This window comes from Lysobacter antibioticus HS124, assembly GCF_000336385.2.
GTDB lineage: Bacteria > Pseudomonadota > Gammaproteobacteria > Xanthomonadales > Xanthomonadaceae > Lysobacter > Lysobacter firmicutimachus.
In genome coordinates this window covers 17,930-33,419 of the sequence record NZ_HG424498.1, presented here as the reverse complement: position 1 = coordinate 33,419, position 15,490 = coordinate 17,930, and the positions used below count along the sequence as shown (strand labels likewise).

Genomic DNA, 15,490 nt, shown 5'->3' with positions numbered 1-15,490 from the left:
CTCGCAATCAGTTTGGCCGCTTCAAGACGATCGACCCGGGGCGGCGCCGACGCAGCGCGCTCGCCAGCGATCACCGACTTTGGACGGATGCACGCCAGGAGGAGGGGGAGCTGGGCGCGGTCGCCGACCGCTACGATGAGGCGTTCGCGCCGCTTCAGCCGCCAGGTTCGGCGGCTTCGGCGGGCGTGTCGTCGATGCGGTGGACGATTTCATCGCCATTCACGCCTTCATCGGCGCGGTGCGGACGTGCAGTGAATCCGGACCCGGGGGCGCTACGCGGGCATGAGATGGGAATGGCCAGAGCGCCCCAGTCGCGACCTCGGCGAGCGCAGCAGATCCGTGGGTTTCGCGACCGATCGGGGGCGAAGACTCACGCCGGTATCCAGGTGAGGTTTCCGGCAGCGTTGCAGGCGCACGACACGGCGCGGGTTCGCTCAGCGGCCGCGGCGCTGTGTTTCATGGGCCTGGGTCGCGGCTTCATGCCATCGCCAACGGGCGCGGCCGCGTCGGCGCCGGGAACCGAGCATCGCAACGCGGACCGGATCAGGCCTGCGGCGCGGCGACGAAGGTCACCACCAGCACGTCGCGCCAGGCCGGCCGGTCCGGGTCCAGCGGTGCGACTGCGGTGACGCCGTGGTAGACGTGGCGGTCGGCGGCCAGGGCGGCGTCGAGCGGGCGGGTCAGGGTGAAGCTGCCGATCTCGGTGCCGTCGGCGAGGTGGAAGCTGGTCGTGCCGCTGCTGATGTTGTGGCGGTCGATCAGCAGCACCAGAACATAGTCGACGCCGTCGCGGTGCACGCCCTCCGGGGTCGGTTGACCGGCGGCATCGGCCCGCGCCTCGATCCGGAATTGATGCACTTCGATGCGCCACTGCGACGTCTGCGGCGACAGGCCGGCGAACAGATCGCGGCTGAACTCCAGCACGGTGCGCAGAGTGGCGCCTTCGGCGATGCGGTCTTCGATCGGCTGGAACTCGCGCGCGATGCCGCCCTGCAGATTGTTGTAATCGCGGCTTTGGTAATGCGGCTGATGCGGCTGGCGCCGGATCGGGCCTTGCGCGCCGGCGGCGAACACCGCGTGGCGGCGACGCCGGTGCAGGCCGACCCGAGCGAGGTACGGATCGGCCGCCAGGTCGTTCCAACTGTCGGCGAAGCCTTGCCAGTCCTCGAGCGGGCGATAGCGCTCCAGCAGGGCGCGCATCACCCCGGCGCCGACGAAAGCGAAATGGTCTTCTTGCAGCGCCAAGTCCAGCATGAGCGAACGTCAGTTCCTGCCGCGGAGGAAAGGGAATGTCGGTTCAGGTCGCGGCCAGCGCGGCCAGGACCAACAGCGCGACCGCGCAAACGAAGCCCAGCGCCCAGGCCACACTGCGCAACGCCGGCTTGCGGGCGATATAGAACGCGCCGTGGAGAACGCGGAAGACGACGAACGCCAGGGACAGTACGGCGATCCACTCGGTCGCCACCCCGTTCATCCGCGCGCCAATCACGCCGGCGGCGAACGGAGCGAAGGCCTCGAAGGCGTTGAGATGCGCGGCGGAGGCGGCGATCGAACGCGGATTGTCCTGGCGCGCCTGCCAGCCGCGCGGATCGCGGTTGTCGTAGCGTTGGCCGCTGGCCTTGGCGACCGCTGTCCACAGATACGGCAGCAAGGCCGCGATCAGCAGGCACCAGTAAGCGGTGGACATGGTCAACATGCGCGATCCTTCGGGCCGGCCACGGCCGCGGCGACCGCATCAGCCTAGCGGAAAAAACCACGGCGCCCACGGGCGCCGTCGTCGTTTCGGTTTGCCCGTGCGGCCGGTACGAAGCGCCCGGCCGCACGGGACGGGCCGGCTCAGGGCGCCGGCGCGGCCTTCAGCTTGTCGTGCGCGGCGCGGAAAGCATTGCCTTCGTACCAGTTCGGCCACTGCTCGTTGCCGGCCAGGGTCTTGCCGACCTGATACAGCGCGTCCAGGTCCTGGACCACGCCGTCGAGCTTCCAGTTCGGATCGAACTGGTCGGCCGGCTTGTGGTAGCGGTTGTCGCGGTAATCGACCTGGGCCTTGCGGCCGGCGTCGGTTCCGCCTTCGAGCAGGTCGTCGCCGCCCTTGGCGTACAGCGCCGGCACGCCGGCCTTGGCGAAGTTGAAGTGATCGGAGCGGAAGTAGAAACCGTCCTGCGGCGTGGCCTCGGCGTGCAGCACGCGGCCCTGGCCGTCGGCGACGGTCTTGAGCAGGTCTTCCAGCTCGGAGCTGCCGAAGCCGACCACGGTCATGTCGCGTGCCTTGCCGATGATCGGCATGGCGTCGAGGTTGATCACCGCCACGGTCTTGGCCAGCGGCACGGTCGGATGGGCGACGTAGTACTTGGAGCCGAGCAGGCCGGACTCTTCCAGCGTCACCGCCAGGAACAGCAGCGAGCGGTCCGGCGGCGGCTGCTGCTTGCTGAAGGCTTCGGCGATCTCCAGGATGCCGGCCACGCCGGAGGCGTTGTCGATCGCGCCGTTGTAGATGGTGTCGTGGCCTTCGCCCTTGGGCTGGGCGTCGTGGCCTTCGTGGCCGCCTTCGCCGGTGTGATGGCCGAGGTGGTCCCAGTGCGCCATGTAGACGACGGTTTCGTCCGGACGCTTGGCGCCGTCCAGGCGCGCGACCACGTTGCGGGAGGACTTCTCGCTGATCCGGCTCTTCAGCTCGGCCGAGGCCTTGGCCTGCAGCGGGATCGGCTTGAAGCCGCGCTTGCCGGCGGCCTGGTACAGCGCGTCCAGGTCCTGGCCGAGGTCGGCCAGCAGCTTGCGTGCGACCTCTTGCCCGATCCAGCCCTGCACCGGCAGGCGCGGTTCGGGATCGTCCTTGGCCGGCAGGTCGAACTGCGCGCCGGACCAGGAGTTGCGCACCACGTCCCAGCCGTAGGAGGCGCCGGCGTCGTCGTGAATGATCAGCGCCGCGGCGGCGCCCTGGCGCGCGGCCTCTTCGAACTTGTAGGTCCAGCGGCCGTAGTAGGTCATGCGCCGACCCTCGAACAGGGTCGCGTCCTGGCCGTGGAAACCGGGGTCGTTGACGAACATCACCACCGTCTTGCCCTTGACGTCGACGCCGGCGTAATCGTTCCACTGCTGTTCCGACGCGTTGACGCCGTAGCCGACGAAGACCAGGTCGCTGGCCTCGAGCTTGACCTCGGGCTGGCCGGTGCGGGTGCCGATCACCATGTCGGTGCCGAACTTCAGCTCGCGCGGTTGGCCCTTGACCTCGAGCTTGAGCACCGTGTTCTCGTCGGCGGTGGTCTCCACCATCGGCACGGTCTGGAAATAGCTGTCGCCGTTGCCGGGCTTGAGGCCCAGGCGCTTGAACTGCGCTTCCAGGTACTGGACCGTCTTTTCCTCGCCGGGGCTGCCGGGCGCGCGGCCCTCGAATTCGTCGGACGCCAGGGTTTTGACGTGCTGGGCGAAATCGGCCGGATGGATCGCGCCGTCGAAGGCGTGATCGGCAGCGGCGGACGGGGTGGGGGCATCCGTGCCGGCGGGGGCCTGTTCGGCCGGGGGCCGCTTGCACGCCGACAACGCCAGCGTGGCGGCCACCAGCGAGGCGGCGGTGAGAAGCGAAGTTCGGTTTTGCGACATCGGACCTCCAGGGACGGCCGCGCAGGGCCGGAAATGGCGGAGGTCCATTCTAGGGGCAATGGTCGCAGCGGCGCCTTCTTGCGGACGCGCGCGGCCGAAAGCCCGGCGTCCGGCGCCTGCGCTCGGATCGCAGACGCCGGACGCGGGCGGGCAAGGCTTACTGCGCCGGGGGCGTCGGGGTGTTGAAGGCGATCGCGGTGGCGCCGGTGATCGGACCGGTCTTGGCGCTCGCGTGCACGTACAGCTGGACCTTGCGCTCGAACACCAGCGGGCCGTCGACGCGCGCGTTCGGGCCGATCACCACGCGCGGGTCGCGCTGCGGCTTGGGCAGGAAGTTGCCGCGCGGCTTGGTGTACTTGATGCCGCCGCGCACGTGCGAGTCCACGCCGACGGTGACGTCGCCGTTGACCGTCTCGATGCCGCCGCTGACGTCGGCGTCGACCAGGCCGATGGCGCCGTTGACGGTCTCGATGTCGCCGCTCACGGCGCCGCCGCGGTCGACGAAGATGCCGCCGTTGACGGTCTCCAGGTCGCTGCTGGCGGTGGTCTTGGCGCCGAGGCGGATGCTGCCGTTGACGGTTTCCAGGCCGCCGGTCTGGCTGCCGGCGCCGACGTGGATGCTGCCGTTGACGGTCTCGGCGCTGCCCACGCGGGCGTTGTCGCCGACTTTGATGCTGCCGTTCACGGTCTCCAGATTGCCGCGCTGCTGACCGGCGTCGACATCGATGCTGCCGTTGACCTTGCTGATCCCTTCCTGCGCGGCGGCCAGCGGCGAGGACAGGGCGATCAGGACCGACAGGGCGAGAGTGAGGCGGTTACGGGTCATGGCGTATTCCGTTTGGCTGATGGACAGGTACTGGGATGCGGCGATCGGGGCATCGGTTTAAGCCCGGCGCCGGTCGGCGCCTGGCGCAGCGGCGGCGCGGCCCGGATTCGGCCCCGATCAAGCACTTGCGTGCGCCTCGGCCGCTTCGCGCCGCGCCGGCGCCGGTTGTTCGGGCTTCATCGTCCGCTTCGCTACAATCGCAGGGCCCGCCCGCGGCGGCCCCTGCCCCAAGTCATAGGAATCCCGACGTGCCAGCGACTTCCCGCCCCAAGCCCGTAGTGCTGTTGATTCTCGACGGTTGGGGCCATCGCGACGATCCGGCCGACAACGCCCTGGCCCAGGCCGAGCTGCCGAACTGGCGCGCGCTGCTGGCCAGCGAGCCGCACACCCTGATCCACACCGAAGGCCGCCACGTCGGCCTGCCGGACGGGCAGATGGGCAATTCCGAAGTCGGCCACATGAATCTAGGCGCCGGCCGCATCGTCTACCAAGACCTGACCCGCATCGACGCGGCGATCGAGGACGGCAGCTTCTACGCCAATGCCGAGCTGCGCGCCGCCTGCGCCGCGGCGCGCGAGGCCGGCGGCACCCTGCATGTGATGGGCCTGCTGTCGCCGGGCGGCGTGCACAGTCACGAACAGCACATCTTCGCCATGCTCGAACTGGCCCGCCGCGAAGGCGTGGGCCGGGTCGCCGTGCATGCTTTCCTCGACGGCCGCGACATGCCGCCGAAGTCGGCCGCGCCGAGCCTGGAGCGGCTGCAGCAGGCCTGCGAGCGGGTCGGTAACGCGCACATCGCTTCGGTCAGCGGACGGTATTTCGCCATGGACCGCGACAAGCGCTGGGATCGCCAGTTGCGGGCGTGGAACGCGATCGTCGAAGCCGACGCCGAGCACCGCGCCGCGACCGCGCTGGAGGCGCTGGAGGCGGCCTACGCGCGCGGCGAGACCGACGAATTCGTCGCGCCGACCGTGATCGGCGCCGCCACGCCGATCGCCGACGGCGATGCGGTGGTGTACATGAACTTCCGCGCCGACCGCGCGCGCCAGCTTACCGCCGCGTTCGTCGATCCGGGTTTCGACGGCTACCACGCGCGCCGGCCGGCGCTGTCGCGCTACGTCTGCCTGACCGAGTACGACGCCAAGTTGCCGGCGCCGGTCGCGTTCGCCCCGGACGAGCTGCGCAACACGCTGGGCGAACTGCTGGCCGAGCGCGGCCTGACCCAACTGCGCATCGCCGAGACCGAGAAGTACGCGCACGTCACCTTCTTCTTCAGCGGCGGGCGCGAAGAGCCCTATGCCGGCGAGCGCCGCATCCTGGTGCCCAGCCCGAAGGTCGCCACCTACGATCTCCAGCCGGAAATGAGCTGCCCGGAAGTGACCGCGCAACTGACCGCGGCGATCCGCTCGGGCGAGTTCGACGTTGCCGTGTGCAACATCGCCAACCCGGACATGGTCGGCCACACCGGCGATCTCGGCGCGGCGATCCGCGCCGCCGAAGCGGTCGACGTGGCGATCGGCGCGGTCGCCGCGGCGGTGCGCGAGACCGGCGGCGCGCTCCTGATCACCGCCGATCACGGCAACCTGGAAATGATGCGCGACCCGGACACCGGCCAGCCGCATACCGCGCACACCGTCGGCCCGGTGCCGCTGGTCTACGTCGGTCCGCGCAAGGCGGCCCTGCGCAGCGGCGGCGCCCTGCGCGACGTCGCCCCGACCATGCTCGATCTGCTCGGCCTCGAACAGCCGGCGGAGATGAGCGGACAGAGCCTGTTGGCCGGATGATGCGGCTGCGGCGCGCGCTGCTGTTGGCGGTCGGCCTGACGGTCGCGCTGGCCGCGTCCGCGGCCGGGCAGAACACCAGCCGCGACGCCGAGCGCAAGCTGGAAAAGGTCAAGAACGAGCTCAAGTCGGTCGCGGCCGAACGGCGCAAGCTCGAAGGCCAGCGCGGCGACGCCTCGCTCCGCTTGCGCGAGGCCGACGAGAAAGTCGGCCATTCCAACCGAGTGCTGCGCGAGACCGAGTCCCGGCTCGCGCGCGAGCAGACCGCACTGAAGGATCTGCAGACCCGGCGCGACGGGCTCAACGCCAAGCTCGGCTCGCAGCGCAAGGAACTCGCGCAGCTGCTGCGCGCCGCCTATGCGCAGGGCAACGACGCGCCGCTGAAACTGCTGCTGTCGCAGGACAAGGTCGCCGACAGCGGTCGCGTGCTCGCCTATCACGGCTACGTGCAGCGCGATCGCGCGCGGCGCATCGCCGAGCTGTCGGCGCAGTTGCGCGAACTCGATGCGCTGGAGCGCGAGATCGTCGAACGCCGCCAGGCCCTGGACAGCACCCGCAAGCAGCAGCGCGACCAACTCGGCCAGCTGCAGCGCGATCGCAAAGAACGCGCCAGCCTGGTGGCGCAGATCAACGAGAAGTACCAGGACCGCAGCGACCGCGAGCGCGAACTCGGCCGCGACGCCAAGGGCCTGGAGCAACTGCTGGCCAAGCTGCGCGCTGCCGCGGCCCGCGCCGAGGCGCAACGCCGCGCCGCCGCCAAGGCCCGCGCCGAACGCGAAGCGCGCGAGGCCAAGGCCGCCGCTGCGGCCGCCGCCGCCGGCAAGCCCGCGCCGCCGCGCGCGCCGCGCAAGCCGCCGATCGAAGTGGCCAAGGCGCCACCGCCGCAGGTGGGCGGTTTGGGGTGGCCGGTGTCCGGCGCCCTGCTGGCCGGCTTCGGCGGCACCATGCCCGACGGCCGCAGCAGCGAAGGCCTGCTGATCGGCGCGCCGGCCGGGGCCACGGTCAAGGCGGTCGGCGACGGCACGGTGGTGTACTCGGAGTGGATGACCGGCTACGGCCTGCTGCTGATCGTCGACCACGGCAACGGCTACATGAGCCTGTACGCCAACAACGACGCCCTGCTCAAGGATGCCGGCGCTGCGGTCAAGCGCGGCGACGCGATCGCCACGGTCGGCAGCTCCGGCGGCCACGGCCGGCCGGCGCTGTACTTCGAGTTGCGCCGCGGCGGTCAGCCGGTCAATCCCAACGCCTGGCTGCGACGCTGACCACGGTTTCGGGCGAGGTCGGGGCCGTCCCGCCCGAACCGCCCGGGACGATGCCGAGCGGGCCGCGCTCGAGTTCGCCGGCGCCGGATCAAGCACTTGCGCGGGCGACCCGCGGGCGGCGCATGCCCGCGCCGCGGCGGCTCTGAACGAACCGGTATTGGGTTAACGAAAGCTTGCGCGCGCGCGGCTTAACGTGCGCAGATAGGCCATGGAACCTGCGCCCGCCGCACGCGGTCGTAGCCAGGTACCCGGCCCGCCGTGCGCGGCGGGCGCGAGGCCAACCCCCATTCCGCTGTCCGGAGCGTCGTGCATGTCTTTGCGTCACCCCCTGCGTAGTCTGCTTCCGCTCGCCCTGGCGCTCGGCGCCGTACCGGCGTGGGCGCAGGACCCGCCGGCCAAGCCGGCGCCGCCGGCGAGCGAAACCGGTCAGCCGCAAGCGCCGGCGCCGGCCGGCGAAGCGCCGTCCAAGAAAAAAACCGCCGCCGGCAAGGGCGAGGACAGCGAATCGAAGGTGCCGATCGAGGAGATCCGCCGCTACGTCGCCGTGTACAACGCGGTCAAACAGGCCTATGTCGAACCGGTCGACGACGCCAAGCTGATGCACTCGGCGATCCGCGGCTTACTGTTCGACCTGGATCCGCACAGCGTCTATCTGGACAAGGTCGCGGCCGAAGATTTCGACGAGCAATCGCGCGGCGCCTACGACGGCATCGGCGTGGAATTGCAGCGCCAGCCCGACGGCAGCCTGCGGGTGATTTCGCCGATCGACGACACGCCGGCCGCGCGCGCCGGCATCAAGGCCGGCGACGTGATCACCGCGATCGACGGCAAGCCGTTCAAAGTCGACGAAGGCGACAACTCCGGCCCGCTGCGCGGCGCGCCGGGCAGCAAGGTGGTGCTGACCATCGTGCGCGAAGGGCGCGACAAGCCCTTCGACCTGACCGTGGTGCGCGAGACCATCCGCGTGGCCAGCGTGAAGAGCCGCATGCTCGAACCCGGTTACGGCTACCTGCGCGTCGCCGCGTTCCAGGCCGATACCGCGGCCGACTTCGAAACCCAGCTGGAGAAGCTCAAGGCCCAGGCCGGCGGCAAGCTGCGCGGCCTGGTGATCGATCTGCGCAGCAATCCGGGCGGCCTGCTGACCTCGGCGGTGCAGATCGCCGACGACCTGCTGGAGAAGGGCAAGATCGTCAGCACCCGCGGCCGCATCGCGATCAGCGACGCCGAGTTCGGCGCGACCCCGGGCGACCGCCTCGACGGCGCGCCGCTGGTGGTGCTGGTCGACGCCGGTTCGGCCAGCGCCTCGGAAGTGCTGGCCGGCGCGCTGCGCGACAACGGCCGCGCGCGCGTGATCGGCAGCCGCACCTTCGGCAAGGGCTCGGTGCAGACCGTGCTGCCGCTGGACAACGGCGACTCGGTCAAGCTCACCACCGCGCGCTATTACACCCCCAGCGGCAAATCGATCCAGGCCCTGGGCATCGTGCCCGACGTGGTGGTGCGCGCGGCCAAGCGCGACGGCGATGAACGCCCGAGTTACACGGAAGCGACCTTGCCGGGCCATCTGCACGGCGACGAGGAAGACGCGCCCGGCAGCAACGCCGGCGAAGTGCTGGAAGGCGAGGCGCCGATCGCCGCGGCCCTGGCCGAACTCAAGAAGCCGGCGGCGCCCAAGCCGGTGGCCGATGCCGGCGGCACGGCGCGACGCTGAGCGCATTCGCCCCCGCGAACGAAAAACCCGGCCTCGGCCGGGTTTTTTCTTGCCTGCGCGAGCGCGCCCTCAGCGCGGCTTGGCCGGCAACGGGAACGGCGTGACCACCTTCTCGCCGGTCGCGGCGTCGCGGATCGCCGACTGGCCTTTGCGCTCGACTTCCTCGATGCGCACGATGCTCTGCATCGGCAGATGCAGCACGCGGGTATTGCCGAACTCGTCGCGCAACCGCTCCTCGGTCGGATCGACCACCAGGCCTTCGTGCAGATCGAACACCAATTCGCTGACCTCGGTGAAACCCCACAGGTTGCCCGAGGCGATCTTGCGCGCGTACAGCTCGTAGATCTTGCCGGCGTTGAGGAAGGTGATTTTGTAGAGCGTGGCCATTGCAGCGGAGCTTCGGGATTGGGGATTCGGGGTCGGCAAATGCGCGGCGTCGTTGCTTGATTAGCGTGGGGTTGCCGCAGGGAAACTCAAGGGCGATCGGGGTCCGCAGAGCGGGGATTGGGGATTGGGGATTCGGGATTGGCAAGAGCAAAAGCAACGGCGGCGATGGTGCCTTGGCTTTGACGAATCCCGAATCCCCAATCCCGAATCCCAGCCCTCAATACCCCCGCTTGCGCCGCAGCCGCCGGGCGATGCCGGCGCGGGCGATCAGAGCGAAGGCGCCGCCGAAGGCGAAACCGGCGAGGTGGGCGGACCAGGCGACGGCGCCGAAGGCCGGGCCGATGAAGGTGAACACCACTTGCAGCAGGGCCCACACGCCGATTAGCAGCGGCGCCGGCACTTTCACGAACTGCAGGAACACGCCCAGCGGCACCACCACGCCGAGCTTGGCGCTGGGGAACAGCGCCAGATAGGCGCCGATCAGCGCCGATACCGCGCCGCTGGCGCCGATGATCAGGCGGTCCGGCGTGCCGATCGCCAGCACTGCGGCCAGGTTGGCCACCGCGCCGCCGAACAGGAACAGCGCCAGCAGCCGCCACGGCCCCATCGCGCGCTCGGCCGGCAAGCCGAAGATCAGCAGGAACACCAGATTGCCGAGCAGGTGGGCCCAGTCCGCATGCAGGAACAAGGCGCTGAACAGACGCAGGATGCTGCCGTCGCGGATGGCGTCCCACCATTGCGCCGGATTGGACAGGCCGCCGGACAGCGCGCCCCACTCCAGCATCAGCCGGCGTTGCTCCGGTCCGGACAGCACCAGCGCCGAGACGATGAAGGCGATCCACAGCAGCGCGAACACCAGCGGTGTGGCCCAGCGCAGGCGCGTGCGCTCGCGTGAGGGGATGGCGACGAACATGCTCATGGCCGACGCCTATTCAGCATCGGACGAGGCTTGCGAAGCACCGGTCGAAACCGGAAAAACGCCCGCAATACATGGGTTTGCGACATCTGCACGGACGATTTTGCGATCTTGGGCGTATTGTTAGCGTTCGGTTAATGGCCGCGCTATAGTGCATACGGCGTCGTACGTCGGGAGGGGTTTCCGGCGGAACCGGGCCGACTCGCGCGGCCCCGTGCTCTACGCCGCGATAGAACGAAAAATACTCCAACGGAGACTACACGCATGCAAGCCTCACACCGCATCTCCCGCCTGACCGCGCTCGCGCTCGGCATCGCCGGCGTCATCAGCGTCGGTTCGGCCGGGGCGACCGGCTTCCAGATCCGCGAAAACAGCGTCAAGAACCAGGGCCGTGCGTTCGCCGGCAGCGCCACCGCCAAGAACGATGCCGCCGTCGTGACCAACAACCCGGCCGCGATGGTGAACCTGGACTCGCTGACGATTCGCGGCGACGTGACCGTGATCGACCTGACCGCGAAGTTCCGCGGCGGCGGTTCGGCCGCGGCCGGTACCCTGCTCGCGCGTCCGCTGACCGGCGGCAACGGCGGCGACCCGGGCGATGCGCAGCCGGTACCGGCGCTGTCGATCGTGATGCCGCTGTCGGGCGCGTTCGAGAAGCTGACCCTCGGCGCCCAGTTGAACGCGCCGTTCGGCTTGAAGACCGAATACGACCGCGACTGGGTCGGCCGCTACCACGCGGTCGAATCGGAAGTGAAGACCATCGACCTGACCTTCTCCGCCGGCCTGGCCCTGACCGACCGCTTCTCGGTCGGCGCCGGCCTGGTCTGGGAGCGCGCCGAAGCCACCCTGACCAATGCGGTCGACTTCGGCTCGGCGATCTGCCGCGTCAGCATCGCCGCCTGCACCACCCCGAACCCGGTCGCCGCGCCGTTCGGCCCGCAGAAGAACGACGGCTACGCCAAGGTCAAGGGCGACGACTACGGCCTGGGCTGGATCGTCGGCCTGCAGTGGAAGCCGACCGACAAGTTCTCGATCGGCTACTCGCACCGCTCGGAGATCGATCACGAGCTGGAAGGCAACATCGAGTTCACCAAGCCGGCCAACGTTTCGGCGCTGCTGGCCGCGCGCGGCATCACCCAGTACAACTCGGGCCCGGGCGGCGCCAAGCTAACCACCCCGAGCGTCGACACCCTGAGCCTGCAGTACGAGTTCACCGATCAGTTCCGCATGATGTTCGATGCGCAGCAGACCGATTGGCACTCGCTGAAGTCGGTCGACATCGTCCGCGCCAACGGCACGCCGATCACCAGCGAGCCGTTCGAGTGGGAAGACACGATGATGTACGCGCTGGGCGCCGAGTACGACCTCAGCGACGCCATCACCCTGCGCGGCGGCATCGCGCTGGACGAGACCCCGACCAACGATCACCATCGCACCCCGCGTCTGCCGGACAACGATCGCACCCTGTACTCGCTGGGCCTGACCTGGAACGCGAACGAGCACCTGAGCGTCGACGCGGCCTACACCCGCATCGAGATCGACAGCCCGAAGATCGACGTGGTCTCGAGCAGCGGCTCGCGCCTGACCGGTACCTACAAGGGCCACGCCGACCTGTTCGGCATCGCCGCTCAGTACAAGTTCTGACCGGGTCTGCGTTCGGACCGAACGTCCGAACGGCATAGCTGAACGAAAAGCCCCGCTTCGGCGGGGTTTTTCGTTTGCGCGCGTGCCAGGATGGGGTCTTCCGCCCGTCGCCGTGCCAAGCATGGACACCGTTTCAGAACCCCGATCCGCCCTGCAAGCCGCTGCCGCGGTGCCGGTGCTGGCCTGGCTGAGCGGGCGCGCGCAGCCGTACACCCGGCCGGGCAGCCTCAGCGCGATCGACAAGCGCGCCGTCGCCGGACGGGTGCGCATCGGCGAACACGGACTCGACGGCGACGAACAGGGCGACCGGCGCGTGCACGGCGGGCCGGACAAGGCCGTGCATCATTACCCGTTCGATCATTACCCGGCATGGCGCGAGGAGCTCGGCGCGCACGCGCTGCTGGCCGCGCCCGGTGCGTTCGGCGAGAACCTCAGCAGCATCGGGCTCGACGAGGCGAGCGTATGCCTGGGCGACCGCTATCGCTGCGGCGACGCGGTGCTGGAGGTCAGCCAGGGCCGGCAGCCGTGCTGGAAGCTCAACGACCGCTTCGGCGTCGCCGACATGGCGCGGCGGGTGCAGGCCAGCGGCCGCACCGGCTGGTACTACCGGGTGATCCAAGGCGGCGAGGCCGAGGCCGGCGACGCCCTGAGCCTGATCGAACGGCCGTGGCCGCAATGGAGCCTGCAGCGGTTGGCGACCCTGCTGTATACGCGCACCTTGGACCGCGACGAGTTGCGCGCCGCCTCGGCGCTGCCCTTGGTGCCGTCGTGGCGCAAGCTGGTCGAGAACCGGCTGGCGCGCGATGCGGTCGAGGACTGGGGTTCGCGCATCGAGGGGCCGGCCGCCGGCTGAGTTGCGTACACTGCGACGCCATCCCGCCTGCGAGCTCCACGATGCCCGCCATCCGTTTCGATGCCGAAGAAAAGGCCCTGCTGGTCGGCAAGCTGCAAAGCTACTTCGAACGCGAACTGGGGCAGCCGCTGGGACGCTTCGACGGCGAGTTCCTGCTCGACTTCGTTTCCGAGCAGATCGGCGCTCACTACTACAACCGCGGCGTGCGCGATGCGCAGGCGTTGCTGGCGGCCAAGTTCGACGACCTCGCCGACGCCTGCTATCAGCTCGAACAGCCGACCGAACTGCGGCCTTGAACCCGCGCGGCGCGACGGCGTTCAGCCGGCCGGCGCATCCGCACGGGTTGCGGAGGCGAAGCAGGCGCGCGCGGGCGCGCTGAGGATCAGCACCGCTTCCTGGCGGAAGCGCTGCTTGTACAGCTCGGCGATCTCGACCACACGCCGGCGACCGTCCGCGCTGTCGGCGTGGACCAGATCGATCGCGCGCGAATCCTCTTGTTCGATCTCGCCGCCGGCGCCGCGCCATTGGCCCTTGGCCTGGTACACGGTCAGCCCGTCGGGAAAGCGCGGCGTCACCACTTCGGCCAGAAAGGCCTGCCACTGCGCGTCGCTCACCGGGCCGTCGGGACTGTTCATGCCGAACAGCAACCGGTCCGCGCGGCGTTCGCTGCAGGCTTCGCGCGGCAGCGGAAGCGGCGCCAGCGAGGCGCAGCCGGCCAGCGCGCACCAGAGCGCAGCGAGGACCCAGTGGGACGGCGAGCGCTGCGTGACGGGATCGGCGATGGACGGCATCACGGCATCGGATAGCGGCGATGGCGCCATCTTGCCAGGATGAACCGCGCAGATATGCCGGTCGCGGCACGGCGTATCTGCGATGGCCGTCGCAGGTGCGTACGCGATGCCGGCCTAACCTGCGGATTCGATTCGAACCGCGCGCGGCGCCTGCGGACCGCGCCTCCGGCATGCCTTCGCGCCGCCTGCGTTCGTGTTCCTCAGTCTGGGAGCGCTCATGAGCACTTCTTTCGCGCAGATCCAATTGCAGGCCCTGCAGCCCGGCGACGCCGACTACGCGCATTTGCTGGCGACGGCGCAGCCGCGCGCCGAGCAGGCGGTCGGCCTGCCGCTGCAGCTGCAGGTCGATCGCCTCGACCGCCTGGGCGATTGGGCCTTCCTGCTCTCGCGCATGCGTACGCCGGACGGCAGCCGCATCGATTGGAAGCGCAGCGAATACGCCGAGCAAGCCGCCGCCGGGGCGATGTCGGAGCGCTATGCCGCCTTGTTCAAGCGCGACGAGCAGGGGCCGTGGCGCCTGGTCGCGCAGGCGGTCGCGCCCGGGGACGTGGCCTGGGAGTCGTGGCCGCAGGAATTCGGCGCGCCGGCGAGCCTGTTCGGCTATTGAGCGAGCGTTTCGCGCCGTGGGGCCGCGCCGGCCGGAGGAGGCTTTGCGGACGCCGCGCCGGCGCCGCGCTGCGGCGTCGCTTGCAACGCGGGCAGCGGATGCCGCGCGCGGATCGCGCTCGGCGCGGCTAGCGTGGATTTTGCGCTCAGCGCGGCCTGGACAGGATGTACCAATCGCCGCTGGCCCCGCCCCAACTGATTTCCTGGGTGCCGTCGGCGTTGCGGTTGTTGGAGCCGATGAACTGCGGTTTGCCGTTGGCGTCGAGGCCGGCGAACAGCACGGTATGCGATTGCCTCGCGTTCTGCATGATCACCACGTCGCCGGGCTTGGCCTGGCTGACGTCGACGCGCTTCCAGCCTTCGCCGATGAGGCGGTCGCGCAGATTGACCACCGAGTCGGTGTGCCAGTCGATCGCGCCGGCCTTCTGCAGGCAGGCGGTGACGAAGTTGGCGCAGCACACGTCGCTGGGCACGTTCGGGTTCATCGGAATCTCGCCGCTGCGCTTGAGGTCGCTGGCGTCGCGGCCGAGGAAGCGCTTGGCGATGTCGGCGGCGTTGCCGCGGCCGGTGTCGACCCGGGTGTCGGTATCGACGCGATTGTCGGTGTCGATGCGGCCGTCGCCGCGCCCCTCGCTCAACCCGTCTAGCCGGAGGGTGTCGCCGGCGAAGATCAGGTCGCGATTCTGGATCTGGTCGTTGAGCGACATCAGCCGTTCGACCGTGGTCTGGAACAGCAGGGCGATGTCGGACAACGTGTCGCCGCGGACGATGTTGTGGATCATGGTGACTCTCCCGTCGAGCGTGTGCCGGATGCGGAGAGCAGCCCCCTGACTGCGTCTGCGGGCGAGTGTCCTGCGCAGCGGCGGCGTGCGACAGCCGGGGCGTGCCCTAGCTAGGGCGCGCCCGAGCAGCGCAATGCGATCGCGCGCACGAAACGAACGTTCGCGTGCGGCGCGTATCTGGGCGGCAGGTTCCTGTAGGAGCGGCGTGAGCCGCGACCAACCGCAGCGACGCACGTAAGCGCAGCATCCGAAGCGCGTCGAAACCACTCGCGCTCGATGCTCCAGCGCTTCGGATGCCGCGCTCGCGCACATCGCTGCGGTTGTCGCGGCTCAC

14 protein-coding genes and 1 pseudogene are annotated in these 15,490 nt (G+C 69.7%); 7 read left to right on the top strand and 8 right to left on the bottom strand.

Translation table 11 applies throughout. The annotated features are described in order from the left end of the window. Positions 1-543: 543 nt before the first annotated feature. The 4 genes from TX83_RS10925 to TX83_RS10910 all read right to left on the bottom strand — a co-directional run bounded on the left by TX83_RS10925 (position 544) and on the right by TX83_RS10910 (position 4,423). Positions 544-1,254, bottom strand: a complete 711-nt coding sequence (locus TX83_RS10925) for a 2OG-Fe dioxygenase family protein (RefSeq protein ID WP_064747978.1) — start codon at positions 1,252-1,254, stop codon at positions 544-546. Between the two features lie 43 nt (positions 1,255-1,297). Then, a complete protein-coding gene (locus TX83_RS10920) occupies positions 1,298-1,696 on the bottom strand; it encodes an MAPEG family protein (protein WP_064747977.1) in 399 nt (132 codons plus the stop codon). Positions 1,697-1,836: 140 nt separating this feature from the next. Next, positions 1,837-3,597: a M28 family metallopeptidase gene (locus tag TX83_RS10915; protein WP_064747976.1), complete on the bottom strand. Its 1,761-nt coding sequence runs from the start codon at positions 3,595-3,597 to the stop codon at positions 1,837-1,839. A 157-nt stretch (positions 3,598-3,754) separates the two neighbouring features. Then, on the bottom strand, positions 3,755-4,423 hold the full coding sequence (locus tag TX83_RS10910; RefSeq protein WP_064747975.1) for a hypothetical protein: 669 nt from the start codon (positions 4,421-4,423) through the stop codon (positions 3,755-3,757). 248 nt (positions 4,424-4,671) lie between these two features. On the opposite strand from TX83_RS10910, the gene gpmI reads away from it, so the two are divergent. The 3 genes and pseudogenes from gpmI to TX83_RS10895 form a co-directional block, all read left to right on the top strand. Continuing rightward, positions 4,672-6,207 carry a 2,3-bisphosphoglycerate-independent phosphoglycerate mutase gene (gene gpmI, locus TX83_RS10905; RefSeq protein ID WP_064747974.1) on the top strand — a complete coding sequence of 512 codons (1,536 nt, stop codon included), beginning with the start codon at positions 4,672-4,674 and terminating at the stop codon, positions 6,205-6,207. Continuing rightward, on the top strand, positions 6,207-7,469 hold the full coding sequence (locus TX83_RS10900) for a peptidoglycan DD-metalloendopeptidase family protein (RefSeq protein WP_186442579.1): 1,263 nt from the start codon (positions 6,207-6,209) through the stop codon (positions 7,467-7,469). Before gpmI ends, TX83_RS10900 begins: the two co-directional genes overlap by 1 nt. Positions 7,470-7,779: 310 nt before the next feature. Next, positions 7,780-9,135 (top strand): annotated as a pseudogene (locus TX83_RS10895) (S41 family peptidase); the annotation flags it as partial. Between the two features lie 111 nt (positions 9,136-9,246). Here TX83_RS10895 and TX83_RS10890 read toward each other — a convergent pair. Then, positions 9,247-9,564 (bottom strand): DUF1820 family protein, encoded by a 318-nt coding sequence (locus tag TX83_RS10890; RefSeq protein ID WP_064747972.1) that lies wholly within the window; start codon positions 9,562-9,564, stop codon positions 9,247-9,249. Between the two features lie 217 nt (positions 9,565-9,781). Then, positions 9,782-10,477 carry a rhomboid family intramembrane serine protease gene (locus TX83_RS10885; protein ID WP_064747982.1) on the bottom strand — a complete coding sequence of 232 codons (696 nt, stop codon included), beginning with the start codon at positions 10,475-10,477 and terminating at the stop codon, positions 9,782-9,784. 267 nt (positions 10,478-10,744) lie between these two features. Between TX83_RS10885 and TX83_RS10880 the strand changes: the two genes are divergently transcribed. The 3 genes from TX83_RS10880 (at position 10,745) to TX83_RS10870 (ending at position 13,273) form a co-directional block, all read left to right on the top strand. Further along, positions 10,745-12,124: an OmpP1/FadL family transporter gene (locus TX83_RS10880; RefSeq protein ID WP_064747971.1), complete on the top strand. Its 1,380-nt coding sequence runs from the start codon at positions 10,745-10,747 to the stop codon at positions 12,122-12,124. Positions 12,125-12,245: 121 nt separating this feature from the next. After that, on the top strand, positions 12,246-12,977 hold the full coding sequence (locus TX83_RS10875; RefSeq protein ID WP_064747970.1) for an MOSC domain-containing protein: 732 nt from the start codon (positions 12,246-12,248) through the stop codon (positions 12,975-12,977). Positions 12,978-13,018: 41 nt separating this feature from the next. Then, positions 13,019-13,273, top strand: a complete 255-nt coding sequence (locus TX83_RS10870; protein ID WP_064747969.1) for a DUF2164 domain-containing protein — start codon at positions 13,019-13,021, stop codon at positions 13,271-13,273. Between the two features lie 21 nt (positions 13,274-13,294). Here TX83_RS10870 and TX83_RS10865 read toward each other — a convergent pair whose 3' ends face one another. Further along, entirely contained in the window at positions 13,295-13,768 is a 474-nt protein-coding gene (locus TX83_RS10865; protein ID WP_064747968.1) for a DUF3574 domain-containing protein, read from the bottom strand. 217 nt (positions 13,769-13,985) lie between these two features. Between TX83_RS10865 and TX83_RS10860 the strand changes: the two genes are divergently transcribed. Next, positions 13,986-14,375, top strand: a complete 390-nt coding sequence (locus TX83_RS10860; RefSeq protein WP_064747967.1) for a hypothetical protein — start codon at positions 13,986-13,988, stop codon at positions 14,373-14,375. A gap of 145 nt (positions 14,376-14,520) precedes the next feature. Here the strand turns inward: TX83_RS10860 and TX83_RS10855 are convergent, their stop codons facing one another. Next, positions 14,521-15,156 carry a LysM peptidoglycan-binding domain-containing protein gene (locus tag TX83_RS10855; RefSeq protein WP_064747966.1) on the bottom strand — a complete coding sequence of 212 codons (636 nt, stop codon included), beginning with the start codon at positions 15,154-15,156 and terminating at the stop codon, positions 14,521-14,523. Positions 15,157-15,490: the final 334 nt, after the last annotated feature.